This is a genomic window from Rhodovulum strictum (assembly GCF_009649175.1).
Taxonomy (GTDB): Bacteria; Pseudomonadota; Alphaproteobacteria; order Rhodobacterales; family Rhodobacteraceae; genus Rhodovulum; species Rhodovulum strictum.
The window spans coordinates 280,563-303,099 of sequence record NZ_WJPO01000001.1 but is presented as its reverse complement, the minus strand read 5'-3'; the positions used below and the strand labels follow the sequence as shown (position 1 = coordinate 303,099).

Genomic DNA, 22,537 nt, shown 5'->3' with positions numbered 1-22,537 from the left:
CCGGCTGCCTTCAGCCGATCGGCGACAGCGGCGCCTGCGCCAGCCCCTGCCCGCGATCGGCCACCTGAACCCCCGGCGCGATCCCCGCCACCGTGGCCGAGGACAACAGCCGCATCGTCACCGTCCCGGCATTGGCGGGCAGCGCACCCGCGCGCGTCGCCTCCCACCACAGCGCGGCCAGCCCTGCCACATGCGGACAGGCCATCGAGGTGCCCGACAGCGCGACCAGCCCGCCCCCCGTCCGTGCCGACAGCACGCCCACGCCCGGCGCGGCAATATCCGGATTGGTGTTCGAGAAATCGGCAATCCGCAGCCCCGCCGCGCCCTGCTGGAACGCGCCCACCGCGATGCAGCCTTCGGCCACCGCCGGCACCGAGGCGCCGACCTCGTAATTGGGATGGATCTCGCGCCGGCTTTCATTGCCGCTGGCCGCGATCCCCACCGTTCCGCCATCGAACACCGCCTGCTGGCGGATCATGTTCATCAGCGCATTGAACATCGCCAGATTGGTGCGGAACCCTTCCAGCGCGATCCAGGTGGCCAGATCGGCGGGGAAATCCTCCTGTTCGATCAGAAACTTGACCAGGCCCGGAAAATCGAAGCCCAGCGACATCGAGATCACCTGAACCCGTTCCTCCGACGCCCGCTTGAGCGCGCTGAACATCATCTCGGACGTGCCCGAGCCTGACGCACTCAGCACCTTGCCGATGAACGCCTCGCCGACCCCACGCGCCACGCCGATGCGCTGGCCGTTCACGTCGCGGCCAAAGATCGTGCCCGCGCAATGGGTGCCATGGCCGTTCGCATCGCCATCGCCCTCGCCGGTGAAATCCTGCTGGACCAGCAGCATCCCGGAAAAGGCCGGGTGGGTCGCGTCGATGCCGGTATCCAGCACCGCCACCTTGACGCCTGCGCCGGTAAAGGGCGAGGCATCGGCGCGCACCGCCTTGATGCCCCAGGTGTCGGTCGCGGCGGCATTGGCGGGATTGTCCTTCGGCGCGATCAGCGCCGTCGGGATCGAGCGCACGACCCCCACCACATCGCCCTGGCGCAGCGCGTCCTTGGCCTCGTGCGCGGTCAGATCGGCCATGTCCAGTTCGGGGCCGGGCGGCAGCATCGCCCCCAGCCGCGGCCCGGCCGCCTCGCCCAGCATGCCGGCCATTCCCGGTGCCTCGACGAATGCCTCGCCCGTCACGCGCTTGCGCAGATCGGCATTGCGGTCGCGCAGGATCACGTATCGCGACAGATCTCCCATGGCCTTTCCCCCCTATGGTTCAACGCTCACCGGCACGGGGGCAGGAAACGGAACGCACTGGGAAACCACAGCAAGGCCCCTCACCGGCCCGGGCGCCAGTCTACGCCCGGATCACGGTTTTCCGAAGCGGAAAGAAGGGCTCAGACCAGCCCGTGCTGACGGAACAGCGCCGACAGATCGGCCTCGGGGCGCGCGCCGATATGGCTGATGATCTCGCTCGCCGCAACACAGCCCATCCGCCCGCAACGTTCCAGATCATGGCCATGGGTCAGCCCCCACAGGAACGCCGCCGCGAACAGATCGCCCGCCCCGGTCGCATCCACCACCTGCGTCGGCACCGCGGGCACATGCCAGTGCTGCCCCTCGGCCAGGATATGCGCACCATTCTCGCTGTCGGTGCAGGCCACGATGTCGATCTCGGCAGCGGCCCGGCTCAGCGCCTCGGAAAAGTCGTCGGTCTCGTACATCGACAGGATCTCGGCCCGGTTCGCGAACAGCAGGTCCACATCCTCGCGGATCATCCGCCGGAACGCATCGCGATGGCGTTCCACGCAGAACGGATCGGACAGCGTCAGCGACACCCGCCCCCGCGCCGACTTGGCCGCGCCGATGGCCTTGGCAAATGCCTCATGGCTTTCCGGCCCATCGAAGCGATAACCCTCAAGATAGATCCATTCGGCCCCGGCCATCTGGCGTTCGTCGATATCGGCTGGTGTCAGATGCTCGGTGACGCCCAGATAGGTGTTCATCGACCGCTCGCCATCGGGTGTCACCAGCACGATGCAGCGCCCGGTTTCGCCCTCGGTGTCCCCGGGCGCGGGGCGGGTCGTGTAATGCGCCCCCTGCGCGCGCAGATCATGGGCAAAGATCGCACCCAACTGGTCGTCCTTGACCTTGCCGACATAGGCCGTCCGCCCGCCAAGCTGGGCGATGCCCGCAATCGTGTTCGCCGCCGACCCGCCCGAGATCTCCTGCGCCGGACCCACCCGGCCATAGAGATCGACCGCGCGCTGCATGTCGATCAGCTGCATGATCCCCTTCTCGATGCCGTTATCGGCCAGAAACGCGTCTTCGGCATGGGCCAGGATGTCGACCAGCGCATTGCCGATGCCGACGACGTGATAGGGTTTGGTCATAAGGTCTTGTCCTCGTATGGGCAGAGATCGCGGATCAGGCAATTGGCGCAGACAGGCTTGCGCGCCTTGCAGACGTAACGGCCATGCAGGATCAGCCAGTGATGGGCATGGCGCTGGAATTCGGCGGGAACATTGTCCTCGATGGCGCGCTCGACCGCCTCGACACTCTTTCCGGGCGCGATGCGGGTGCGGTTGCCGACGCGAAAGATATGGGTGTCCACCGCCTGCGCGGGCAGCCCCCACCACATGTTCAGCACCACATTCGCCGTCTTGCGCCCCACGCCGGGCAGCGCCTGCAACGCCGCGCGCGAGGACGGCACCGCGCCGCCATATTCCTCGACAAGGATGCGCGACAGCGCGATCACGTTCTTCGCCTTGTTGCGGTAAAGCCCGATCGTGCGGATATGCCCGATCAGCCCCTCTTCGCCCAAAGCCAGCATCTTTTCGGGCGTGTCCACCACCGCGAACAGCCCCCGCGTGGCCCGGTTCACCCCCACATCGGTCGCCTGCGCCGACAGCGCCACGGCGACCAGCAGCGTATAGGCGTTGACATGCTCAAGCTCGCCCTTCGGCTCGGGCTCGGCGGCCTGAAAGCGGGCAAAGATCTCGCGGATCGTTCTGTAATCGAGCGGCTGCGCCATGCCATCCCTATGCCCGCAAGGCCGCGCCCAGGCAACGGCGATTTCGCGCATGTTTCGGGTCGCGCCCCTGCCGCGCGGCGCCTATCCTCGACCCATGCAGGATACCACCGACAGTTACCATTACCAGATCATCCGCCGCGCCATCGACCGGATCGACGCGGCGGGCGGGCATGCGCTGCCGCTTGACCGGCTGGCGGCCGAGATGGACATGAGCCCCGCGCATTTCCAGCGCGTCTTCTCGCGCTGGGCCGGGGTCTCGCCCAAGCGGTACCAGCAATACCTGACGCTCGACCATGCCCGCACCCTGATGCGCGAGCGGTTCACCACGCTGGCGACGGCGGATGCGCTGGGCCTGTCGGGCGCGGGGCGGCTGCACGACCTGTTCCTGACATGGGAGGCGATGAGCCCCGGTGTCTATGCGCGCGCCGGGGCGGGGCTGACGATCCGCCACGGCCTGTTCGCAACGTCGTTCGGCCCGGCGCTGGCCATGGCCACCGATCGCGGCCTGTGCGGGCTGGCCTTCACCGACGAAACCGGCCCCGCCGCCGCCCATGCCGACCTGACCGCCCGCTGGCCCGCCGCGCATTTCGTCGAAGACCCCGACGCCATCGCGCCGCTTGTCGCCGCTGCCTTCGGCACGGGCGGCACGGCCCTGCACCTGATCGGCGCCCCGTTCCAGATCAAGGTCTGGGAGGCGCTTCTGGCGATCCCCTCGGGCCAGGTCACCACCTATGCGGAAATCGCCCGCGCCATCGGCAGCCCGCGCGCCGCGCGCGCGGTGGGCACGGCGGTCGGGCGCAATCCGGTCGCCTTCCTGATCCCCTGCCACCGCGTCCTGCGCGCAGGTGGCGGGCTGGGCGGCTATCACTGGGGGCTGCCGGTCAAGCGCGCGATGCTGGCCTGGGAAGGGGCCCGCGCCGAGGCGGCAGGCACAGAGCCGTGATCGGCAACTTGCCGCCCAGCCCCTGCATGCCCTCGCATCGAGGCGCCGGATTCACTATATTCGGGCGCGATGTCCGGATCAGCCGGGCCTGAAGCAAGAGGCAGAACCGATGCGAGCGAAGACCCCCCTTATAGTGGCCGCGGCCGGCGCGCTGGCGCTGGCGGCCTGCACGCCGACCACCACCGATACCGGCGATCCCCGCCAGCGCACCAAGGAAGGCGCGCTGATCGGTGCGGGCCTTGGCGCGGTCACCGGCATGATCGTCACCGATGGCGGCAAGCGCGACGCGCGCGATGCGCTGGTGGGTGCCGCGGTCGGCGCGGCGGCCGGTGCGGCGATCGGCAGCGGGCTTGACCGGCAGGCGGCCGATCTGCGCCGCGACATGGGCAATGACCGGATCAACGTGGTCAATACCGGCTCGCAGCTTGTCGTGACCATGCCGCAGGACATCCTGTTTGCCATCGACAGCGCCGCGGTCCGGCCCGACCTGCGCGAGGATCTGCGGGGGCTGGCGCGCAACCTGAACCAGTATCCCAACAGCACCGTGGACATCATCGGCCATACCGACAACACCGGCTCGGCCGCCCACAACCAGGATCTGTCGTCCCGCCGGGCGGGTGCCGTCGCGGCGGTGCTGACCGGGTCGGGCGTCGATCCGCGGCGCATCCGCGCCTTTGGCCGGGGCGAGGAACAGCCGATCGCGTCGAACCTGACGCCCGAAGGCCGGGCACAGAACCGCAGGGTCGAGATCATCATCCGCCCGACCAACTGACCAATGCCGCCCCCGCTGGCCTGTCCGGCGGGGGCGATGCGCATTTGCCGTTGCCGCTCCCCGCAAGGCGGTCATATCTTCTGACCGATTTCAGGGAGTCCGGCCATGCCCTTCCAGAAGGTTCACCCCGAGAAGCTGTCGGGCGCCGTCGTGCGCCAGATCGAGCTTCTGATCCTGCGCGGCATCCTGCGCCCGGGCGAACGGCTGCCCTCGGAACGCGATCTGGCCGAGCGGCTGGGCGTCTCGCGCCCCTCGCTGCGCGAAGCCATCGCCGAGTTGCAGGATCGCGGGCTGCTGGTCAGCCGCCCCGGCGCGGGTCTGTTCGTGGCCGAAGTGCTGGGCGCCGCCTTCCCCGAGGCGCTGGTGCAGCTTTTCGCCCGCCATGACGAGGCGCTGTTCGACTACATCGCCTTTCGCCGCGACATCGAGGCGATGGCGGCCGAACGCGCCGCCCGTCGCGGCTCGGACACCGATCTGGCGGTGATCGACGCGATCTTTCGCCGGATGGAGGCCGCGCATGAAAAGCGCAACCCCGCCGACGAAGCCCGGCTGGATGCCGAGTTCCACATCGCCATCATCGAGGCCAGCCACAACCTGGTCATGCTGCATGTGATGCGCGCCATGTTCGATCTGTTGCGCGCAGGCGTGTTCTACAACCGCCAGATCATGTTCAGCCAGCGCACCACGCGGGCGATGCTGCTGGATCAGCACCGCGCGATCAACGCGGCGTTGCAGGCCCGCGACGCGCCGGGCGCCCGCGCCGCGGTGGAACGGCATCTTAGCTATGTCGAAACCGCGCTGTCCGACCACCTGCAATCCGAGCGCAACGAGGCCATTGCCCGGCAACGGCTGGAACAGGTGGCTGGCCGCGGCTGACGACCCCGACGCCGGGTGCAGAACGGAAAACGGCCCGGCAATCGCTTGCCGGGCCGTTTCCTGTTCTGTCGGACCGCTCAGTGCAACGTCAGCTTGGCCTGCACATCGCCGATAGCGGCGTCAACCAGCCGGTCATTGGTGGCATCGGTCATCTGACGGGCCACCACCTCGCGCGCAGCGGCCACGGCCACGGCGATCGCCCGGTCGCGCACCTCGCGCACGGCACCGGCCTTGGCCGACTCGATCTGTTCATCGGCGGCGGCAAGACGGCGCTCGATCGTGGCCTTCAGGTCGTCCTTGGCCTTGGCGGCGGCCGCCTCGGCCTCGGTGCGGGCGGTCGCAATGATGCGCTCGGCCTGCTCCTGAACCTCTTTCTGCTTGCGCTCATACGAGGCCAGAACCGACTGGGCCTCCTCGCGCAGGGCGCGCGCCTCGTCCAGATCGTTCTGGATGTTGGCGGCACGCTTGTCGAGCATCCCCGCCAGCTTGCCCGGCACCTTGAGGTAGACCAGCACGCCGACAAAGGCGAGGAACGACACCAGCACCACGAAATCGGTGTTGTAGAACGAGAAGAACGGACCCGATGCGGCGAAGGCGGGGCTGGCCGCAAGGCTGACAGCAACTGCGAGTTTCTTCATCACCCTACCCCTTCAGCTTGGACGCGACAGCCGTATCCACGGCGGCCCCATCGGCCTGAAAGCCCAGCGCAGAGACCAGTTCCGCAGCCGTCGCCCTGGCCACCAGCGTCACGCTTTCCATCGCATTCTCGCGGATCTCGGCGATCTGCTTCTCGGCCTCGGCGGCACGCGCCGCGATCTCGGCATCGGCACGGGCGGTGGCGGCATCGAGGTCCGCCTTGATCTCGGCACGGGTCTCGGCGACGATGCGCTGCGCTTCGGCACGGGCATCGGCCAGCGCCTTTTCATAGGCGCGCTCGGCCTCCTGCGCCTTGAGCTTCAGCTCTTCGGCCGCGGTGATGTCGTTCGAGATCGTGCCCTGCCGCTCGGCCAGCACGGCCGCGATGCGCGGCAGCGCGATGCGCGACAGCACGAAATAGATCACGACCAGAGTCACCACCAGCCAGAAGATCTGGTTGGGGAAGGTCGAAAAGTCGAGTTGCGGCATGCCGACCGGTTCGGCCGCGTTCGTATCAGTTGCCATGTCGTCCCCCTGGACCCCGGGATTACACCGGGCGGGCGCTGTTCAAGCCCCCACCCGGCCGTAAGGATCGGTTCGGGGAGATTAGACGGCGAACATCAGCAGAAGCGCGACGAGGAACGAGAAGATCCCCAGCGCTTCGGCGAACGCGATACCGATGAACATGGTCGCGGTCTGCGAGGCAGCCGCCGACGGGTTGCGCAGCGCACCCGAGATGTAGTTGCCGACAACGTGGCCCACACCGACCGCGGCGCCGCCCATGCCGGTGCATGCCAGACCCGCACCGATATAGGCGCCCATTTGAACGATATCGCCTTCCATGTCGATTTCTCCTTACGTTGGAATTGGCAGATTTCGGATTGCGTCAGTGGTGCGGATGCAGCGCATCGCGCAGGTAGACGCAGGTGAGGATCGCGAAGACATAGGCCTGGATGAAGGACACCAGAACCTCCAGCGCATAGACCGCGGTGATGGCGGCCAGCGGAAAGATCGCGCCGACGCCCAGCACGCCCGCGAAGCCCGCGAACACCTTGATCACCGCGTGCCCGGCCATCATGTTGCCGGCAAGACGAATGGAATGGCTGACGGGCCGGACGAAGTAGGAAATCACCTCGATCAGCGCCAGGATCGGCCGCAGCGCCAGCGGCGCGGCACTGATCCAGAACAGGCTGAGAAAGCCGACGCCGTTCTTGACCACGCCCAGGATCGTCACGAAGAAGAACACCGCCAGCGCCATGGTCGCCGTCACCGCGATATGAGATGTCGTGGTGAACGCCATCGGGATCAGGCCCAGGAAGTTCGCGAAGACGATGAAGATGAACAGCGTCATGATATAGGGGAAATATTTCACCCCGTCCTTGCCCGCGACATCCTCGACCATCTTGTAGACGAAGCCATAGGCAAGCTCGGCGACCGACTGCACCCGGCTTGGCACCAGCGCGCGCCCGCGCGTGCCGATCACCAGTAGAAGCACCACGCAGACCACCGCAAGCGCCATCCACAGCGTCACGTTGGTGGGCGTGTACCAGTGGATCGCATCGCCGCCGAACAGCGGCTTGACGATGAACTGGTCCATCGGGTGGATCTGCAGGCCGCCGGTCGCTTGGTCGCTTGCCACGTTCAATCCCTCTTGTCGTCCTTGGCAGCCTGCTCGGCCACCTGTTGCCTCTGAATCTCGGCCGCCGAGCGCATCATCACACGCACCCCGGCGGCAAAGCCCAGCAATATGAACAGCACCAGGAAGATCGGCAGCGTCCCCAGCCACAGGTCCACCGCATACCCGATGCCGAAGCCGATCCCCAGACCGGCGACAAGCTCGATCACCATCCGCCAGGCCAGTTGCGCCTGGGAATAATGCTCGTCCTGGTGGCGCTTGCCGGACTCGGCGGCCTCGACCTTCTTCAGGGCACGGATCCGGTCTTCGAGCCGCTTTAGCCGCTCTCTTTCCGCCGGATCAATCACCCTGAGCGCCCCCTCGGACAGTCGCGGCGAACCTAGAGAGGGGGCGACCCCGAGTCAAGCGCCCATCTTCCCGCATAAGCCATTGTTTTCATATAGCTTCATCAAACGCTGCACCGCCGCATCCCCGGCCTTTCGACCGACCTGCATATTCAACCTTGCGGTTGACGTTCCACCCGGCCGCGCCCAAAGCTGGGCGGATGGACCACCGGCTCGACATCGTTTTCGCCGCCCTCGCCGACCCGACGCGGCGCGCGATCCTCGCCATGCTGCTTGAGGACGACATGGCCGTGACCGATGTCGCCGAGCCCTTCGAGATGTCGCTGGCCGCGATCTCGAAACATCTGGTCATCCTGACCCGCGCGGGGCTGATCAGCCAGGAAAAGCGCGGGCGGGTGAAATGGTGCAAGCTCGAACCCGACGCGCTGCGCGATGCCTCGGTCTGGATGCAGGGCTTCGGCCAGTTCGACCCCGTGGATCTGGATGCGTTCGAGCGGTTTCTTCGGACGGAACTCGATGACGGGGCGACGGCGCAACACACTCCCGACGACGCCTGCCGCGACGGCATCTGACGGGCCGCCCTACCCGTCCTCCTTCAAGAGCAGGACCAGCGCCAGCACCGTCAGGGCGATGCCCCCCAGCACCAGCCCCCGGGGCGCGGCATTGCCCAGCGCGATCTCCCAGCCGATCACCCAGCAAGGCGTCAGATAGGTATAGGCCATCACCTTGGCCGAGGGCAGCCGCATCGCTGCGTATTGCAGGATCACGAAACTCATCGCGCTGGCAAAGATCGCCAGGTACAGCACCACCCACCAGACCCGCGCGGGCAGCGCCGCCCAGTCGGTCGCGCGAATCGACGGCAACCCGTAGATCAGCAGCAGCACCAGCGCCGCCATCATCATCCCGAAGGTAAAGACAAGCGCGGGCTCGCCGCGGTTGAACCTGCGCACCAGCGGCGTATAGGCGGCATGGGCCAGCGCGGCGACGAAGAACACCGCCTCGCCCCGGCCAAGGTCGAACGCGATCAGCGCCGCCGGATCGCCGCGAAAGATCACCCATAGCGCGCCCGCCGCCCCCACCGCCAGCGCCAGCGCCATCCGGCCCGTGGTCAGCTGGCGCAGGAACAGCCAGCCGAAGCCCGCCGCCATGACCGGCGTCAGCGTGAAGATCGCCGCTGTCGCAACCGGATCGGCGGTCTTGAGCGCCTCGAACATCAGGACGAAATAGGCGCCGAACAGCCCGCCCAGGATCAGGAACCGCCAGGGCGCGCGAAAGGCATGCGCCGCCAGCCCCGGCCCCAGCGCCGCCGCCGCCCCGATCAGCGCCCCCGCGATCGCGAAACGCAGCGCAGTCAGCGCGGCGGGGTCGATATCGTTGGCGATCAGCTTGCCGAAGCTGAACGAGCCCGCCACCAGCCCCGAGAAGACCAGCATCGCCAGATGCCCGCGCAGCGCCTCGGCCCGCGTCAGGGCCATGATCGCGCGGCCTCCTTCAATTGCGCGGTCAGTGCCTGAACCTTGGGCGTGCGGTGCAGATCGACATGGGTGACCAGCCATAGCGTCACCTCCCAGTCGGGCCGGGGCGGGCGCATCTCGACCAGATCGGGCAGGCCGCGCGCCTGCCAGATTGGCACGAAACCGATGCCCGCCCCGGCCTCGACCGCCTCGACCGCGCCGCGCATGTCGCCTACGCGAAAGGTGATGCGCTCGGCCGGGACATGCGCCCGCAGCCAGCGGTAGAACGGCGCGCGATGGCCCTCGTCGGTGGGGCCGACGAAGCGATGGGCCGACAGATCCTCGCCCAGCGGGCCATGCGCCGCCACATAATCGGGCGAGGCATAAAGCCCGCTGCGCTGGACATAAAGCGTCTGCACGATGTTGTCCGGCTCGTCCGGCCGGGCGCCTGCGCGCACCGCCACATGCGCCTCGCCATATTCCAGCCGGTAAAGCCGCGGATCGGCCATCAGCCGCACCGACAGATCGGGATGATCGGCCTGGAACGCGGCCAGCACCGGCACCAGAAGCGGCGTCAGCGAGTCGACCGAGGTCACGGCCAGATCGCCGGTCATCGCCGCGCCCTGCCCGCGCAGCCGCCCGGCCAACTGGCTGAACTGCTCGGCGGTCACCTGGGCGACCTGCAACAGTTCCTCGCCCGCCTCGGTCGGCGTGTAGCCGCGGGCGTGGCGCTGGAACAGCTTCACCCCCAGCCGGTTCTCCAGCGCATCGACATGGCGGATGACGGTCGCGTGATGCACCCCCAGCGCCTCGGCCGCACCGCTGACGGTGCCCAGCCGGGCAACATGATAGGCGGTGCGGATTTCGTCCCAATTGTCGAGATCCATATGTGCGCCACCTCACAGACCTTGTTGATTTTGAGCAATTGTGTTCGCCAGCGCAAGGGCCATCTTGCCCTCCACAATCCCACTCCAACGGAGCCCCCATGTCCAACACCCTCCTACGCATCGACAGTTCGGCCCGCCGCGAAGGCTCGGTCTCGCGCGAGTTGACCGACCGTGTCGTTGCGCGCCTTGCCGGTGACGACACCCGCATCCTGACCCGCGATCTGGCCGAGGGCCTGCCGCTGCTGACGGCCGACTGGATCGGCGCGAATTTCACCCCCGAGGCCGACCGGACCGAAGCGCAGCGCGCCGAACTGGCGCTGTCCGACAGCCTGATCGCGGAACTGAAGGCCGCCGATACCATCGTGATCGGCCTGCCGGTCTACAATTTCGGACTGCCCGCCGCGCTCAAGGCCTGGATCGACCTGGTGGCCCGCGCAGGCGTCACCTTCCGCTACACCGAGGCCGGGCCCGAAGGGCTGCTGGGGGCCAAGCGGGTGATCGTGGCCGCCGCCTCGGGCGGGACCGCCTTCGGCTCGGATATCGACTTTGCCACCCGCTACCTTACCCATGTTCTGGGCTTCCTCGGGCTGACCGATGTGACCGTGCTGGGCGCCGACCGGCTGGCGCTGGATCCCGAGGCCGCCCTTGCCGCCGCCCAGGCGGCGGTCGACCGACTGCCCCGCGCGGCCTGACACAGGCCCGGCCTGCCCCCTCGCACGGGCAGGCCGGACTTGACTCCCGCCCCCATCCATGGCTTAAGCCAGCCCGATATCCGGAACGGTTCACGCCTTCCGGTCCCGGCCATGTCCCGGGATCGCCCCCCGTCAGCGAGGTTTCGCCCACGGGGGCGTCACTCGTTTGGCGCTTCGTCGCGCTGACATTTCAGGCGTCCCCGCCCATATCGGGGGCAGGTGCAACGGTCGACGGAGGGCCCGGCCCATGTTCGAAAGTCTATCAGACCGCCTGTCCGGCGTGTTCGACCGCCTGACCAAGCAGGGCGCGCTGAGCGAGGACGACGTCAAGACCGCGCTGCGCGAGGTGCGCGTGGCGCTTCTGGAGGCCGACGTTTCGCTGCCCGTCGCGCGCAGCTTCGTCAAGTCGGTGCAGGACAAGGCCACCGGGCAGGAGGTGACACGCTCGGTCACGCCCGGCCAGCAGGTGGTCAAGATCGTCCATGACGAACTGGTGCGCGTGCTGACCGGCGAGGGCGAACCGGGATATCTGAAAATCGACAACCCGCCCGCGCCGATCCTGATGGTCGGGCTTCAGGGCGGCGGCAAGACCACGACCACCGCCAAGCTGGCAAAACGCCTCAAGGAGGTGAACGGCAAGCGGGTGCTGATGGCCTCGCTCGACGTGAACCGCCCGGCGGCGATGGAACAGCTTGCCATCCTCGGCGCACAGATCGGCGTCGACACCCTGCCCATCGTGCCCGGCCAGAAGCCGGTCGACATCGCGAAACGCGCCAAGCAGCAGGCCGCGATGGGCGGCTATGACGTCTACATGCTGGACACCGCCGGCCGGCTTTCCATCGACGAGGCGCTGATGGCCGAGGTCGAGGCCGTGCGCGACGTCGCGACCCCGCGCGAGACGCTTCTGGTGGTCGATGGCCTGACCGGTCAGGACGCCGTTCACACCGCCGAGAATTTCGACGGCCGCATCGGCATCACCGGTGTCATCCTGACCCGGATGGATGGCGACGGCCGCGGCGGTGCGGCGCTGTCGATGCGCGCGGTCACCGGCAAGCCGATCAAGTATGTGGGCCTTGGCGAAAAGCTGGACGCGCTTGAGGAATTCCACCCCGAACGCATCGCGGGCCGCATCCTCGGCATGGGCGATATCGTGTCGCTGGTGGAAAAGGCGCAAGCCACCATCGAGGCCGAACAGGCCGAGCGGATGATGAAGCGCTTCCAGAAGGGTCAGTTCAACATGAACGACCTGAAGATGCAGCTTGAACAGATGCTCAAGATGGGCGGGATGGAGGGCATCATGGGGATGATGCCCGGCATGGGCAAGATGTCCAAGCAGATGGCCGATGCGGGCTTCGACGATTCGATCCTGCGCCGCCAGATCGCGCTGATAAATTCCATGACCAAGGTCGAGCGGGCCAATCCCCAGATCCTTCAGGCCAGCCGCAAGCGCCGCATCGCGGCCGGTGCCGGAATCGACGTGCCGGAGCTGAACAAGCTTCTCAAGATGCACCGCCAGATGTCTGACATGATGAAGAAACTTGGCCAGAAGGGCGGTCGCGCCATGCTGAAACGCGCGATGGCCGGGATGATGGGCAAGGGCGGGTTGCCCGGTCTGGGCGCGGACATGGATCCCAAGGCGCTGGAAGAAGCCGCGCGCCGGATGGGCGGCGGGCTGCCGGGCGGAATGGGCGGCCTGGATCTGCCGCCGGGCCTGTCGGGGCTGGGCAAGAAGAAATAGATGCGGCGCGTTCCGGCATATCCCCAGCGGGCGGCGGCCTGCGACCCGGCGCTGAGCGCGCCGCGGGCCGGGGGACTGGCCCTTGCCCGATGCAATCTCGCCGAAAGGAGTGGCTTGTGACCGACGACACCGCCCGCGCCGCCGCACTTCTGCGCGAGCACCGAGCCAGCATCGACCGGCTGGACGCGATCCTTGTCTACACGCTGGGCGAGCGGTTCAAGCACACCCAGGCGGTGGGCCAGCTCAAGGCGCAGCACGGCCTGCCCCCCTCGGACCCCACCCGCGAGGAAACCCAGATTGCCCGGCTCGAACAGCTCGCCCGCGAGGCCGATCTCGACCCGGAATTTGCCAAGAAATTCCTGAACTTCATCATTCAGGAAGTCATCCGACACCATATCGAACACCAGAAATAGGCACCCCTGCCGAACGCCAGATACAGGAGAAACTGACATGGCACTGAAACTTCGTCTCGCCCGCGGCGGCTCGAAAAAGCGTCCCTTCTACAGCATCGTCGTGGCCGACAGCCGCGCCCCGCGCGATGGCCGCTTCATCGAGAAGCTGGGCATCTACAACCCGCTTCTGGCCAAGGACAACGAACAGCGTGTCCGCATGGATCTGGACCGCGTGAAGCATTGGCTCGGCCAGGGCGCCCAGCCGACCGACCGGATCGCCCGGATGCTGGAAACCGCGGGCGTCGTTGCAAAAACCGAGCGCAGCAACCCCAAGAAGGCCGTGCCGGGCGCCAAGGCCAAGGCCCGCGCCGAGGAAAAGGCCGCCAAGGCCGCCGAGGCAGGCGCAGAGTAAGCGATGGCTGCCACGGCTCCGCAGCCCGACCGGTTCGCGCCCGCCTTTCGCGACGAGCTTTCCCGGCTCATGCGGTGGCGGCGCGACGTGCGGCACTTTCGCCCCGATCCGGTGGACGAGGCGCTTCTGGACCGCTGCCTTGATGCGTTCCGGCTGGCGCCTTCGGTGGGCCTGTCGGAGCCGTGGCGCATCCTGCGGCTGGACAGCGACGCGGCCCGCCAGGCCGCGCGCGCCAATTTCGAGGCCGCGAATGCCGCCGCCCTTGCGGGCTATGACGGCGAGAAGGCCGCGCTTTATCCGCGGCTGAAACTGTCGGGGATGGACCGCGCGCCGGTGCAACTGGCCGTCTTCTGCGACGAGGCCACGCCCCAGGGCGCGGGGCTTGGCGCGGCAACCATGCCCGAGATGCGGCGCTATTCGGTGGTGGCCGCGATCTCGATGTTCTGGCTTGCGGCCCGGGCCGAGGGGCTGGGCGTCGGCTGGGTGTCGGTGCTGGATCCTGATCGGCTTTGCCGCGATCTGGCGGTGCCCGCCGACTGGTCGCTGGTGGCCTATCTCTGCATCGGCTGGCCCGAGGTCGAGCGCGACCATCCCGAACTGGAAGAAGTCGGCTGGGAGCGGCGCGCCGAAGCGCTGCATGTCGAGGGGCGCTAGATGGCCGAAACCCGTGTCTGCGTGGGCGTGATCGGCGGCTCCTTCGGGGTGCGGGGCGAGGTGCGGCTGAAAAGCTTCTGCGCCGAGCCTGACTCGATCGCCGATTACGGCCCGCTTTTCACCGAGGATGGCAAGCGGTCCTTTGCGGTAACGCTGACCCGCGCCGTCAAGGGCGGGTTCGCCGCCCGGCTGACCGGCATCGCCACCAAGGAACAGGCCGACGGGCTGAAGGGCGTGCGGCTGTTCGCCGACCGCGCCGCCCTGCCCGCCCTGCCCGATGACGAATTCTACCATGCCGACCTGATCGGGATCGAGGTGCTGGATACCGGCGGCAAGGTTCTGGGCCGGGTGCGGGCGGTGCATGACCATGGCGCGGGGGATCTGCTGGAGATCCACGGGCCCGGGCTGAGTGCGACCGTGCTGTTGCCCTTTACCGCGGCCTGCGTGCCGACGGTCGATCTTGCGGCGGGGCGTCTCATTGCGGATCCGCCCGAAGGTCTGTTCCCCTGAGCGCCGAACAACAAGGAACGAGGATCCCCATGTCCCCTGCGAACATCTTTTACGCGATCATCCTGGCCGGCGGCTTTCTGGCCGGGCAATCGGAGAACCCGGTCTGGGTCATCCTGGTGATCGCCGCGCTGGCCACCGTCGCGCGCGTCCTTGACCCCGAGGCCGCCGCCGCCCGCGCCGCGCAGGGCAAGACGCTGGCCAAGGCGCTGCCCATGCTGGTCTTCAACCAGATCATCTGGGTCAACCTCGTCTTCCTGATCGGCTTCGGGATCGTCTGGGCCCTTGGCGCCCCGGTTGTCGCGCTGCCGCTCTGGCTGCCGATCCTTGTTTCGGCGGTGGGGCTTGTCGGCGCGGCCGTGATGTCGCGCAAGGGCTGAGGCTTTCGCCCCGCCCGGTTTCCGGCTAGAGACCGCCCATGACGGACGCACCGAAATCCCATGGGCGGCTCTCGATCTCGGCCAGCCTGCAACCGCGCGACCTGATGGACGAGCGGCCGCGCCTGAAAGGCGCCTGGACCGCGCGCATCATCACCCTGTTCCCCGAAGCCTTTCCCGGTGTGCTGGGCCTGTCGCTGACCGGCCGGGCGCTGGATATGGGGCTCTGGGCGCTGGAAACGGTCGATCTGCGCCCCTTCGGCGAGGGCAGGCACCGCAATGTCGATGACAACCCGGCAGGCGGCGGCGCGGGCATGGTGCTGCGCCCCGACGTGATGGGCGCCGCGCTGGATCAGGCCGCGCTGGGCACGCCCGCCGACCGCAGCCGCTGGCCGGTCGTCTATCTGTCGCCGCGCGGCGCCCCGTTTTGCCAGGCGATGGCGCAACGCTTCGCGCAGGCCGAGGGGATCACGCTGATCTGCGGCCGGTTCGAGGGGCTGGACGAGCGGGTGATCGAGGAATACGCCGTCGAGGAGGTCAGCCTGGGGGATTTCGTCCTGACAGGCGGCGAGATCGCTGCACAGGCCTTGATCGACGCGAGTGTCCGCCTTATACCCCGCGTACTCGGGAATCAGGCATCCACGGAGGAGGAATCCTTTTCCGAGGGTCTGCTTGAACATCCGCAGTATACACGGCCCGCCGTCTGGAAAGGCCGCGCGATCCCCGACATTCTCCTGTCGGGCCATCACGCGAAGATCGCCGCCTGGCGCCGGGCCGAGGCCGAAAGGCTGACCAAGGAACGCCGCCCCGACCTCTGGCGGGCCTATCGTGCACGGCACGGCAGGGACCCGGATGGAGACGCAGAGCTCTAGGGGCTGCATCACCTTCGCGGAACGAACCGCGAGCAGAGATGGAGACGCTGCGATGAACCTGATCGCACAGCTCGAGGCGGAACAGATCGCCGCCCTCGACAAGAAGATCCCCGACTTCAAGCCGGGCGACACGATCCGCGTGGGCTACAAGGTGACCGAGGGCACCCGTTCGCGCGTCCAGAACTACGAAGGCGTGTGCATCGCCCGCAACAACGGCAAGGGCATTGCCGGCTCGTTCACCGTGCGCAAGATCTCGTTCGGCGAGGGTGTCGAGCGGGTGTTCCCCCTCTACTCGACCAATATCGACTCGATCGAGGTGGTCCGCCGCGGCCGTGTGCGCCGCGCCAAGCTGTATTACCTGCGCGCGCGCCGGGGCAAATCCGCCCGGATCGCCGAGGACAGCACCTACAAGCCCAAGACCGAGGCGTGAGGAGAGCGACCATGCGCAAGGACATCCATCCCGACTACCACGTGATCGACGTCAAGATGACCGACGGCACCGTGGTCCAGATGAAATCGACCTATGGCAAGGCGGGTGATACGCTCGCGCTTGACATCGACCCGTCGGTGCACCCCGCCTGGACCGGCGGCAGCTCGCGCCTGATGGACACCGGCGGCCGCGTGTCGAAGTTCAAGAAGAAATACGAAGGTCTGGGCTTCTGAGCCGAAACCCGTCCGGATTTCAGGGACACGCCGCCCCCACGGGGCGGCGTTCTCGTTCCGGGTGGCTGCAACCGGGATGTGGCGCGCGGGCCAGAGGCCGGGCCTGTGTCGGCTTGTCGTCAACTCCGGCTTTCGCTGGCGCGAGACACAACATATGGTTGTCAGCGACTCTCTCGCCCATAGGCATACAGATCGCAGGGGGAAGGTGACGTGGCGCATATCATCGTCGTCGGCAACGAAAAGGGCGGGGCGGGCAAGTCCACCGTGTCGATGCATGTGGCAACCGCGCTGGCGCGGCTGGGCCATCGGGTCGGCACGCTGGATCTGGACCTGCGCCAGCGCAGTTTCGGCCGCTACATGGAGAACCGCACCGCCTATCTGGAGCGCAGCGGCATCGACCTGCCGACGCCCGAATACCGCGACCTGCCCGACATCGCGCCCGACCAGATGGACGCGGGCGAGAACCTGCATGATCGCCGCATCGCCGAGGCGATTGCCGGGATGGAGCAGGACAAGGATTTCATCCTGATCGACTGCCCCGGCTCGCACACGCGGCTGAGCCAGGTCGCGCATACGCTGGCCGACACGCTGATCACGCCCCTGAATGACAGCTTCATAGATTTCGACCTGCTGGCCCGGCATGACGGCGCGACGGGCCGGATCCTCGGCCCCTCGATCTATTCGGAAATGGTCTGGAACGCGCGGCAGTTGCGGGCGCAGGCGGGGCTGAAGCCGATCGACTGGGTGGTGCTGCGCAACCGGCTGGGCGCCCAGCAGATGCACAACAAGCGCAAGATGGGCGATGCGCTGGTCAACCTGTCGCGCCGCATCGGCTTCCGCGTGGCGCCCGGCTTCTCGGAGCGGGTGATCTTTCGCGAACTGTTCCCCAGCGGGCTGACGCTGCTGGATCTGCGCGATACCGGCGTCACGGGGATGAACATCTCGAACATCGCAGCACGGCAGGAATTGCGCGATCTGATGGTCGAGCTGCGCCTGCCGGGGGTCGAGGTCAGCTTCTGACTGCAAGGGCAGGCGCATCCGCCCCTGCCCTGCCGTGGCATGCGCGCGTCAGATCGCGCGTTCGACCATCATCTTCTTGATCTCGGCAATCGCCTTGGCCGGGTTCAGGCCCTTGGGGCAGGTCTTGGTGCAGTTCATGATCGTGTGGCAGCGATAGAGCTTGAACGGATCCTCAAGCTGGTCCAGCCGATCGCCCGTCGCCTCGTCACGCGAGTCGATGATCCAGCGATAGGCATGCAGCAGCGCGGCCGGGCCCAGATACTTGTCGCCGTTCCACCAATAGGACGGACAGGCCGTCGAGCAGCTTGCGCACATGATGCATTCGTAAAGCCCGTCCAGCTTCCTGCGATCCTCGGGCGACTGGCGCCATTCCTTGACCGGCTCGTTGGTCTCGGTTTCCAGCCAGGGCATGACCGAGGCGTGCTGGGCGTAGAAATGCGTCAGGTCGGGCACCAGATCCTTGACCACCGGCATATGCGGCAGCGGATAGATCTTCACGACGCCGCGGATCTCGTCCATGCCGCGGGTGCAGGCCAGCGTATTGGTGCCGTCGATATTCATCGCACAAGAGCCGCAAATCCCCTCGCGGCAGGAGCGGCGGAAGGTTAGCGTCGGGTCGATCTCGTTCTTGATCTTGATCAGCGCGTCCAGAACCATCGGCCCGCACGTGTCGAGATCGACGAAATAGCTGTCCACCCGGGGCGTCTCGCCGCTGTCGGGATCCCAGCGATAGATGCGGAATTCGCGGACATTGGTGGCACCCGCCGGTTTCGGCCAGGTCTTGCCGGTGCGGATCACCGAGTTCTTGGGGAGCGTCAGTTCAACCATCTCCGTCTCCTCAATAGACCCGCGCCTTGGGCGCAATCTTCTTCGGGTCGATGCCGCCTTCGTCGGGGCTGGTCAGCGGTTCCAGCTTGACCGGGCGATAGGCCAGACGCACGGACGGCCCCTCGACCCAGGACAGCGTGTGCTTGCGCCAGGTCTCGTCATTGCGGTCGGGGTAATCCTCGTGGGCATGGGCGCCGCGGCTTTCCTTGCGCGCCTCGGCGCTGACGACGGTGGCCAGCGCGTTGGGCATCAGGTTGGTCAGCTCCAGCGTCTCCATAAGGTCCGAGTTCCAGATCAGCGAACGGTCGGTCACCTTGATGTCGTCCATCTTGGCGGCGACGCGGGCCATGTTGGCGCAGCCTTCGGACAGCGATTTCGAGGTGCGGAAGACCGCCGCATCGGCCTGCATGGTCTTCTGCATCTCGAGCCGCAGATCGGCGGTCGGCACGCTGCCCTTGGCATGGCGCAACCCGTCGAAACGGCCAAGGGCGCTGTCGATCGACGCCTTGTTCGGCGCGGGCACCGCCGTTTTCGGATCGACCACATCCTTGGCCCGGATCGCCGCGGCGCGGCCGAACACCACCAGGTCGATCAGCGAGTTCGAGCCCAGCCGGTTCGCCCCATGCACCGAGGCACAGCCCGCCTCGCCCACCGCCATCAGGCCGGGCGCCACGCGGTCGGGATGGTCGGGCGTCGGGTCCAGCACCTCGCCCCAATAGTTCGTGGGGATGCCGCCCATGTTGTAATGCACGGTCGGCAGCACCGGGATCGGTTCGCGCGTCACGTCCACACCAGCAAAGATCTTGGCGCTTTCGGAAATGCCGGGCAGCCGTTCGGCCAGAACCTCGGGCGGCAGGTGGGACAGGTTCAGGTGGATGTGGTCCTTGTTCGGGCCGACGCCCCTGCCCTCGCGGATCTCGATGGTCATGCAGCGGCTGACCACATCGCGCGAGGCCAGATCCTTGTAGGTCGGCGCATAGCGTTCCATGAACCGCTCGCCTTCCGAATTGGTCAGATAGCCGCCCTCGCCGCGCGCGCCCTCGGTGATCAGGCAGCCAGCGCCATAGATGCCGGTGGGATGGAACTGCACGAATTCCATGTCCTGAAGCGGCAGCCCGGCCCGCGCCACCATACCGCCGCCATCGCCGGTGCAGGTATGCGCCGAGGTCGCGCTGAAATAGGCCCGGCCATAGCCGCCCGTGGCCAGAACCGTCATCTTGGCGGCGAAGACATGGATCGTGCCGTCATCGAGCTTCCACGCCACGACGCCCTGACACACGCCATCCTCGGACATGATCAGGTCGATGGCGAAATACTCGATGAAGAATTCCGCCTTCTGTTTCAGCGACTGGCCATAGAGCGTGTGCAGGATCGCATGGCCGGTGCGGTCGGCCGCGGCACAGGTGCGCTGCACCGGCGGGCCTTCGCCGAATTCGGTGGTGTGCCCGCCAAAGGGGCGCTGGTAGATCCGGCCCTTTTCGGTGCGCGAGAACGGCACGCCGTAATGTTCCAGTTCATAGACCGCCTTGGGTGCCTCGCGCGCGAGGTATTCCATGGCATCCGTATCGCCCAGCCAGTCGGACCCCTTGACCGTGTCATACATGTGCCATTGCCAATGGTCCGGCCCCATGTTGCCAAGGCTGGCAGCGATGCCGCCCTGGGCTGCCACCGTATGCGAGCGGGTCGGAAAGACCTTGGTGATGCAGGCCGTGCGCAAGCCCTGTTCGGCCATGCCCAGCGTCGCGCGCAGCCCCGCGCCACCGGCGCCGACCACCACAACGTCATATTCATGCGTCTCGTATTCGTAAGCGGCCATCTTGGTCCCTCGAAACTTACAGAGCGATGCGGATGATCGCGTAAAGACCGGCCGCCATGGCCGAATAGGTGATGCAGATCATCGCGATCAGCAGCACGGTGCGGCGGATGCCGCGGGTATAGTCCTCGATCGCGGTCTGGGCGCCCTTGCGGAAATGGAAAAGGCCCACGAACAGCGTCAGCAGCGCAACCAGCGCCGGGAAGGGGCGCGAGAAGGTGGCCACCACATCTGCGTGGCTGCCGCCCAGCGCCCGGCCGAAGATCAGCACGAAGGCCGGGATAAGGCCCGCCAGCGCGACGCCGGTCACGATCAGGATCCAGTGATGTTCGGTTCCGGTCTTGGCGGCGCCAAGGCCCAGCGCGCGCTTGCGGTCGGTCAGATAACGCATGTCTTCCCCCTCAGACGACCAGAACGGTCAGCACGGTCAGCACCGCCGAACCGCCGATCACGGCCCAGCCCAGCATCTCGGCCGTCTTCAGTTCCAGCCCCCGCCCGGTATCCCAGATCAGGTGCCGGATGCCCGCCAGCGTGTGATACCACAGCGCCCAGAGCGACAGGAACAGCACCAGATTGCCGAACCACGAGGTCAGCACCCAATCGGCACGGGCAAAGGCCTCGGGGCCCTTGGCCGCGGCCAGAAACCACCACACGATCAGGATCGTCGCCACGATCAGCGCATTGCCGGTCACCCGGGTCAGGATCGAGGTGACGGACGTGATCTGCGGGCGGTAGATCTGGATATGCGGCGAAAGCGGCCGGTTACCGCGGTTGAAATGAGCCATGGCGTGCCTCTCGTCCTGGGCGCAGCTATCGCCCGATCTGATAACGGTTTCTGCGCCCTTGTCACGGCTTGCGCCGGGATCGGGGCGGAATTTTTTGTCGCTCCGGGGAAAAAACCGGGCTTTGTGATCACATGCCGCAGCACTGTGATCACAACCCGGCAGCCGACCCTCAGATCGGGATCAACGCCCAGTAGTCGAGGTCGAGCAGGACATCGGGCAGGTATTTCCCGTCCTCACCGCGCAACGCGCCCGGAACGCCGCCCGACTTGACCGCGACCAGCCGCAGCCGCAGCGCGCCGACCCCGGGGGCGGCCGTCTCGGCCTTGTCCAGCACCTGGGACCAGGCGCGAACGGTGTCGCCGGCAAAGCAGGGATTGGCATGGGCGCCCGCGTTCAGACCCACGATCATCTGCGCATTGGCCAGACCGTTGAAGGACAAGGTCCGCGCCAGGCTTATGACATGGCCACCATAGATCAGCCGCCGCCCATCCTCGCGCACGGTCGCGTCGAAATGCACCTTGGCGGTGTTCTGCCACAGCCGCGTGGCCAGCATGTGTTCGGCCTCCTCGACCGTCACGCCGTCCACATGGTCGATGATCTCGCCCACCGCGTAATCGCCCCAGCGATGCGGGTCGCCCGCCAGTGTGAAATCGTAATCCGTGAAATCCAGCCCCTCGGGCAGCACCAGATCATTCGGCGCAACCGAATCCGCCAGCACCGGCACCACGGTTTCGGGCGCGGGTGCTGCGGCATCGCGCTTGCGCACCATCACCCAACGGACATAGTCCATCACCAGTTCGCCGCGCTGGTTCAGCCCCCGCGTGCGCACCCAGACCACACCCGACTTGCCGTTCGAGTTTTCCTTGAGCCCGATCACCTCGGATTCCGAACGCAGCGTGTCGCCGGGCCAGACCGGCCGGTGCCAGCGCCCCTCGGCATAGCCCAGATTGGCGATGGCGTTCAGGCTGATATCGGGCACGGTCTTGCCAAAGACGGTATGGAACGCGATCAGGTCGTCCATCGGCGCGGCGGGCAGCCCGCAGGATTGCGCAAAGGCATCCGAGGAATAAAGCGCGTGCCGCGCCGGATAAAGCGCATGATACAGCGCCCGCTCGCCGCCCGACAGGGTGCGCGGCACGGCATGCGCGATCACCTGACCGACGTGATAATCCTCGAAGAAACGCCCCGGGTTGGTCTTGACCAT

At 67.0% G+C, this 22,537-nt stretch carries 30 protein-coding genes; 15 read left to right on the top strand and 15 right to left on the bottom strand.

Annotated features, from left to right (window positions below):
* Nucleotides 1-10: 10 nt before the first annotated feature.
* From GH815_RS01485 to nth, 3 genes are all read right to left on the bottom strand, one after another.
* Entirely contained in the window at nt 11-1,255 is a 1,245-nt protein-coding gene (locus GH815_RS01485) for a S8 family peptidase (protein ID WP_246176248.1), read from the bottom strand.
* 140 nt (nt 1,256-1,395) lie between these two features.
* On the bottom strand, nt 1,396-2,391 hold the full coding sequence (locus tag GH815_RS01480; RefSeq protein WP_153746949.1) for an adenosine kinase: 996 nt from the start codon (nt 2,389-2,391) through the stop codon (nt 1,396-1,398).
* Nucleotides 2,388-3,032, bottom strand: coding sequence for an endonuclease III (gene nth, locus GH815_RS01475; protein WP_153746948.1), 645 nt, complete (start codon nt 3,030-3,032; stop codon nt 2,388-2,390). The genes GH815_RS01480 and nth overlap by 4 nt, the downstream gene beginning before the upstream one ends.
* Before the next feature lie 94 nt (nt 3,033-3,126).
* Between nth and GH815_RS01470 the strand changes: the two genes are divergently transcribed.
* The 3 genes from GH815_RS01470 to GH815_RS01460 all read left to right on the top strand — a co-directional run bounded on the left by GH815_RS01470 (nt 3,127) and on the right by GH815_RS01460 (nt 5,623).
* Nucleotides 3,127-3,975, top strand: a complete 849-nt coding sequence (locus tag GH815_RS01470) for a methylated-DNA--[protein]-cysteine S-methyltransferase (protein ID WP_246176246.1) — start codon at nt 3,127-3,129, stop codon at nt 3,973-3,975.
* A gap of 109 nt (nt 3,976-4,084) precedes the next feature.
* Entirely contained in the window at nt 4,085-4,747 is a 663-nt protein-coding gene (locus tag GH815_RS01465) for an OmpA family protein (protein WP_153746946.1), read from the top strand.
* Nucleotides 4,748-4,852: 105 nt separating this feature from the next.
* Nucleotides 4,853-5,623, top strand: coding sequence for a FadR/GntR family transcriptional regulator (locus GH815_RS01460; RefSeq protein ID WP_153746945.1), 771 nt, complete (start codon nt 4,853-4,855; stop codon nt 5,621-5,623).
* Between the two features lie 77 nt (nt 5,624-5,700).
* Here the strand turns inward: GH815_RS01460 and GH815_RS01455 are convergent, their stop codons facing one another.
* From GH815_RS01455 to GH815_RS01435, 5 genes are all read right to left on the bottom strand, one after another.
* Nucleotides 5,701-6,261: a F0F1 ATP synthase subunit B gene (locus GH815_RS01455; protein ID WP_153746944.1), complete on the bottom strand. Its 561-nt coding sequence runs from the start codon at nt 6,259-6,261 to the stop codon at nt 5,701-5,703.
* Nucleotides 6,262-6,265: 4 nt separating this feature from the next.
* A complete protein-coding gene (locus tag GH815_RS01450) occupies nt 6,266-6,784 on the bottom strand; it encodes a F0F1 ATP synthase subunit B' (RefSeq protein WP_153746943.1) in 519 nt (172 codons plus the stop codon).
* Between the two features lie 81 nt (nt 6,785-6,865).
* Complete coding sequence (locus tag GH815_RS01445; protein WP_074220027.1) at nt 6,866-7,102, bottom strand: F0F1 ATP synthase subunit C; 237 nt, start codon at nt 7,100-7,102, stop codon at nt 6,866-6,868.
* A gap of 43 nt (nt 7,103-7,145) precedes the next feature.
* The gene (locus GH815_RS01440; RefSeq protein WP_343030603.1) at nt 7,146-7,898 is read right to left on the bottom strand and encodes a F0F1 ATP synthase subunit A; all 753 of its coding nucleotides are present in this window, start codon (nt 7,896-7,898) and stop codon (nt 7,146-7,148) included.
* A 2-nt stretch (nt 7,899-7,900) separates the two neighbouring features.
* Complete coding sequence (locus GH815_RS01435; protein ID WP_343030602.1) at nt 7,901-8,242, bottom strand: AtpZ/AtpI family protein; 342 nt, start codon at nt 8,240-8,242, stop codon at nt 7,901-7,903.
* Nucleotides 8,243-8,439: 197 nt separating this feature from the next.
* On the opposite strand from GH815_RS01435, the gene GH815_RS01430 reads away from it, so the two are divergent.
* Entirely contained in the window at nt 8,440-8,811 is a 372-nt protein-coding gene (locus tag GH815_RS01430) for an ArsR/SmtB family transcription factor (RefSeq protein WP_153746941.1), read from the top strand.
* A gap of 9 nt (nt 8,812-8,820) precedes the next feature.
* Here the strand turns inward: GH815_RS01430 and GH815_RS01425 are convergent, their stop codons facing one another.
* Nucleotides 8,821-9,714: a DMT family transporter gene (locus tag GH815_RS01425; protein WP_153746940.1), complete on the bottom strand. Its 894-nt coding sequence runs from the start codon at nt 9,712-9,714 to the stop codon at nt 8,821-8,823.
* The gene (locus GH815_RS01420; protein ID WP_153746939.1) at nt 9,705-10,580 is read right to left on the bottom strand and encodes a LysR family transcriptional regulator; all 876 of its coding nucleotides are present in this window, start codon (nt 10,578-10,580) and stop codon (nt 9,705-9,707) included. The genes GH815_RS01425 and GH815_RS01420 overlap by 10 nt, the downstream gene beginning before the upstream one ends.
* Nucleotides 10,581-10,678: 98 nt before the next feature.
* Between GH815_RS01420 and GH815_RS01415 the strand changes: the two genes are divergently transcribed.
* The 11 genes from GH815_RS01415 (at nt 10,679) to GH815_RS01365 (ending at nt 17,907) form a co-directional block, all read left to right on the top strand.
* Nucleotides 10,679-11,272 (top strand): FMN-dependent NADH-azoreductase, encoded by a 594-nt coding sequence (locus GH815_RS01415; protein WP_153746938.1) that lies wholly within the window; start codon nt 10,679-10,681, stop codon nt 11,270-11,272.
* A gap of 247 nt (nt 11,273-11,519) precedes the next feature.
* Nucleotides 11,520-13,010, top strand: a complete 1,491-nt coding sequence (gene ffh / locus GH815_RS01410; RefSeq protein WP_153746937.1) for a signal recognition particle protein — start codon at nt 11,520-11,522, stop codon at nt 13,008-13,010.
* 89 nt (nt 13,011-13,099) lie between these two features.
* The gene (locus GH815_RS01405; protein WP_153746936.1) at nt 13,100-13,423 is read left to right on the top strand and encodes a chorismate mutase; all 324 of its coding nucleotides are present in this window, start codon (nt 13,100-13,102) and stop codon (nt 13,421-13,423) included.
* Between the two features lie 37 nt (nt 13,424-13,460).
* Nucleotides 13,461-13,814, top strand: a complete 354-nt coding sequence (rpsP, locus tag GH815_RS01400) for a 30S ribosomal protein S16 (protein WP_153746935.1) — start codon at nt 13,461-13,463, stop codon at nt 13,812-13,814.
* A 3-nt stretch (nt 13,815-13,817) separates the two neighbouring features.
* On the top strand, nt 13,818-14,468 hold the full coding sequence (bluB, locus tag GH815_RS01395) for a 5,6-dimethylbenzimidazole synthase (protein WP_153746934.1): 651 nt from the start codon (nt 13,818-13,820) through the stop codon (nt 14,466-14,468).
* Nucleotides 14,469-14,978: a ribosome maturation factor RimM gene (gene rimM, locus GH815_RS01390; RefSeq protein ID WP_153746933.1), complete on the top strand. Its 510-nt coding sequence runs from the start codon at nt 14,469-14,471 to the stop codon at nt 14,976-14,978. It abuts the gene before it with no gap.
* 29 nt (nt 14,979-15,007) lie between these two features.
* A complete protein-coding gene (locus tag GH815_RS01385; RefSeq protein ID WP_153746932.1) occupies nt 15,008-15,355 on the top strand; it encodes a hypothetical protein in 348 nt (115 codons plus the stop codon).
* Between the two features lie 38 nt (nt 15,356-15,393).
* Nucleotides 15,394-16,224, top strand: coding sequence for a tRNA (guanosine(37)-N1)-methyltransferase TrmD (trmD, locus tag GH815_RS01380; RefSeq protein WP_153746931.1), 831 nt, complete (start codon nt 15,394-15,396; stop codon nt 16,222-16,224).
* 52 nt (nt 16,225-16,276) lie between these two features.
* A complete protein-coding gene (rplS, locus tag GH815_RS01375) occupies nt 16,277-16,654 on the top strand; it encodes a 50S ribosomal protein L19 (protein ID WP_132695612.1) in 378 nt (125 codons plus the stop codon).
* A gap of 11 nt (nt 16,655-16,665) precedes the next feature.
* Nucleotides 16,666-16,887: a 50S ribosomal protein L31 gene (gene rpmE / locus GH815_RS01370; protein WP_153746930.1), complete on the top strand. Its 222-nt coding sequence runs from the start codon at nt 16,666-16,668 to the stop codon at nt 16,885-16,887.
* Nucleotides 16,888-17,097: 210 nt separating this feature from the next.
* On the top strand, nt 17,098-17,907 hold the full coding sequence (locus tag GH815_RS01365) for a division plane positioning ATPase MipZ (protein ID WP_343030600.1): 810 nt from the start codon (nt 17,098-17,100) through the stop codon (nt 17,905-17,907).
* Nucleotides 17,908-17,955: 48 nt separating this feature from the next.
* On the opposite strand, the gene GH815_RS01360 is transcribed toward GH815_RS01365, so the two are convergent.
* From GH815_RS01360 to GH815_RS01340, 5 genes are all read right to left on the bottom strand, one after another.
* The gene (locus GH815_RS01360) at nt 17,956-18,735 is read right to left on the bottom strand and encodes a succinate dehydrogenase iron-sulfur subunit (RefSeq protein ID WP_153746929.1); all 780 of its coding nucleotides are present in this window, start codon (nt 18,733-18,735) and stop codon (nt 17,956-17,958) included.
* A gap of 10 nt (nt 18,736-18,745) precedes the next feature.
* The gene (sdhA, locus tag GH815_RS01355) at nt 18,746-20,551 is read right to left on the bottom strand and encodes a succinate dehydrogenase flavoprotein subunit (protein WP_153746928.1); all 1,806 of its coding nucleotides are present in this window, start codon (nt 20,549-20,551) and stop codon (nt 18,746-18,748) included.
* Nucleotides 20,552-20,567: 16 nt separating this feature from the next.
* Complete coding sequence (locus GH815_RS01350) at nt 20,568-20,939, bottom strand: succinate dehydrogenase, hydrophobic membrane anchor protein (protein ID WP_153746927.1); 372 nt, start codon at nt 20,937-20,939, stop codon at nt 20,568-20,570.
* A 10-nt stretch (nt 20,940-20,949) separates the two neighbouring features.
* Nucleotides 20,950-21,333 carry a succinate dehydrogenase, cytochrome b556 subunit gene (sdhC, locus tag GH815_RS01345; RefSeq protein WP_153746926.1) on the bottom strand — a complete coding sequence of 128 codons (384 nt, stop codon included), beginning with the start codon at nt 21,331-21,333 and terminating at the stop codon, nt 20,950-20,952.
* Nucleotides 21,334-21,502: 169 nt separating this feature from the next.
* Nucleotides 21,503-22,537 carry a MaoC family dehydratase gene (locus GH815_RS01340; protein ID WP_153746925.1) on the bottom strand — a complete coding sequence of 345 codons (1,035 nt, stop codon included), beginning with the start codon at nt 22,535-22,537 and terminating at the stop codon, nt 21,503-21,505.

What these genes read in the sequence shown, in the direction of transcription:
- GH815_RS01485 (WP_246176248.1), bottom strand. Translation starts at nt 1,255, where the DNA reads ATGGGAGATCTGTCGCGATACGTGATCCTGCGCGACCGCAATGCCGAT.
- GH815_RS01480 (WP_153746949.1), bottom strand. Translation starts at nt 2,391, where the DNA reads ATGACCAAACCCTATCACGTCGTCGGCATCGGCAATGCGCTGGTCGAC.
- nth (WP_153746948.1), bottom strand. Translation starts at nt 3,032, where the DNA reads ATGGCGCAGCCGCTCGATTACAGAACGATCCGCGAGATCTTTGCCCGC.
- GH815_RS01470 (WP_246176246.1), top strand. Translation starts at nt 3,127, where the DNA reads ATGCAGGATACCACCGACAGTTACCATTACCAGATCATCCGCCGCGCC.
- GH815_RS01465 (WP_153746946.1), top strand. Translation starts at nt 4,085, where the DNA reads ATGCGAGCGAAGACCCCCCTTATAGTGGCCGCGGCCGGCGCGCTGGCG.
- GH815_RS01460 (WP_153746945.1), top strand. Translation starts at nt 4,853, where the DNA reads ATGCCCTTCCAGAAGGTTCACCCCGAGAAGCTGTCGGGCGCCGTCGTG.
- GH815_RS01455 (WP_153746944.1), bottom strand. Translation starts at nt 6,261, where the DNA reads ATGAAGAAACTCGCAGTTGCTGTCAGCCTTGCGGCCAGCCCCGCCTTC.
- GH815_RS01450 (WP_153746943.1), bottom strand. Translation starts at nt 6,784, where the DNA reads ATGGCAACTGATACGAACGCGGCCGAACCGGTCGGCATGCCGCAACTC.
- GH815_RS01445 (WP_074220027.1), bottom strand. Translation starts at nt 7,102, where the DNA reads ATGGAAGGCGATATCGTTCAAATGGGCGCCTATATCGGTGCGGGTCTG.
- GH815_RS01430 (WP_153746941.1), top strand. Translation starts at nt 8,440, where the DNA reads ATGGACCACCGGCTCGACATCGTTTTCGCCGCCCTCGCCGACCCGACG.
- GH815_RS01425 (WP_153746940.1), bottom strand. Translation starts at nt 9,714, where the DNA reads ATGGCCCTGACGCGGGCCGAGGCGCTGCGCGGGCATCTGGCGATGCTG.
- GH815_RS01420 (WP_153746939.1), bottom strand. Translation starts at nt 10,580, where the DNA reads ATGGATCTCGACAATTGGGACGAAATCCGCACCGCCTATCATGTTGCC.
- GH815_RS01415 (WP_153746938.1), top strand. Translation starts at nt 10,679, where the DNA reads ATGTCCAACACCCTCCTACGCATCGACAGTTCGGCCCGCCGCGAAGGC.
- ffh (WP_153746937.1), top strand. Translation starts at nt 11,520, where the DNA reads ATGTTCGAAAGTCTATCAGACCGCCTGTCCGGCGTGTTCGACCGCCTG.
- GH815_RS01405 (WP_153746936.1), top strand. Translation starts at nt 13,100, where the DNA reads ATGCAATCTCGCCGAAAGGAGTGGCTTGTGACCGACGACACCGCCCGC.
- rpsP (WP_153746935.1), top strand. Translation starts at nt 13,461, where the DNA reads ATGGCACTGAAACTTCGTCTCGCCCGCGGCGGCTCGAAAAAGCGTCCC.
- bluB (WP_153746934.1), top strand. Translation starts at nt 13,818, where the DNA reads ATGGCTGCCACGGCTCCGCAGCCCGACCGGTTCGCGCCCGCCTTTCGC.
- rimM (WP_153746933.1), top strand. Translation starts at nt 14,469, where the DNA reads ATGGCCGAAACCCGTGTCTGCGTGGGCGTGATCGGCGGCTCCTTCGGG.
- GH815_RS01385 (WP_153746932.1), top strand. Translation starts at nt 15,008, where the DNA reads ATGTCCCCTGCGAACATCTTTTACGCGATCATCCTGGCCGGCGGCTTT.
- trmD (WP_153746931.1), top strand. Translation starts at nt 15,394, where the DNA reads ATGACGGACGCACCGAAATCCCATGGGCGGCTCTCGATCTCGGCCAGC.
- rplS (WP_132695612.1), top strand. Translation starts at nt 16,277, where the DNA reads ATGAACCTGATCGCACAGCTCGAGGCGGAACAGATCGCCGCCCTCGAC.
- rpmE (WP_153746930.1), top strand. Translation starts at nt 16,666, where the DNA reads ATGCGCAAGGACATCCATCCCGACTACCACGTGATCGACGTCAAGATG.
- GH815_RS01360 (WP_153746929.1), bottom strand. Translation starts at nt 18,735, where the DNA reads ATGGTTGAACTGACGCTCCCCAAGAACTCGGTGATCCGCACCGGCAAG.
- sdhA (WP_153746928.1), bottom strand. Translation starts at nt 20,551, where the DNA reads ATGGCCGCTTACGAATACGAGACGCATGAATATGACGTTGTGGTGGTC.
- GH815_RS01350 (WP_153746927.1), bottom strand. Translation starts at nt 20,939, where the DNA reads ATGCGTTATCTGACCGACCGCAAGCGCGCGCTGGGCCTTGGCGCCGCC.
- sdhC (WP_153746926.1), bottom strand. Translation starts at nt 21,333, where the DNA reads ATGGCTCATTTCAACCGCGGTAACCGGCCGCTTTCGCCGCATATCCAG.
- GH815_RS01340 (WP_153746925.1), bottom strand. Translation starts at nt 22,537, where the DNA reads ATGGTCAAGACCAACCCGGGGCGTTTCTTCGAGGATTATCACGTCGGT.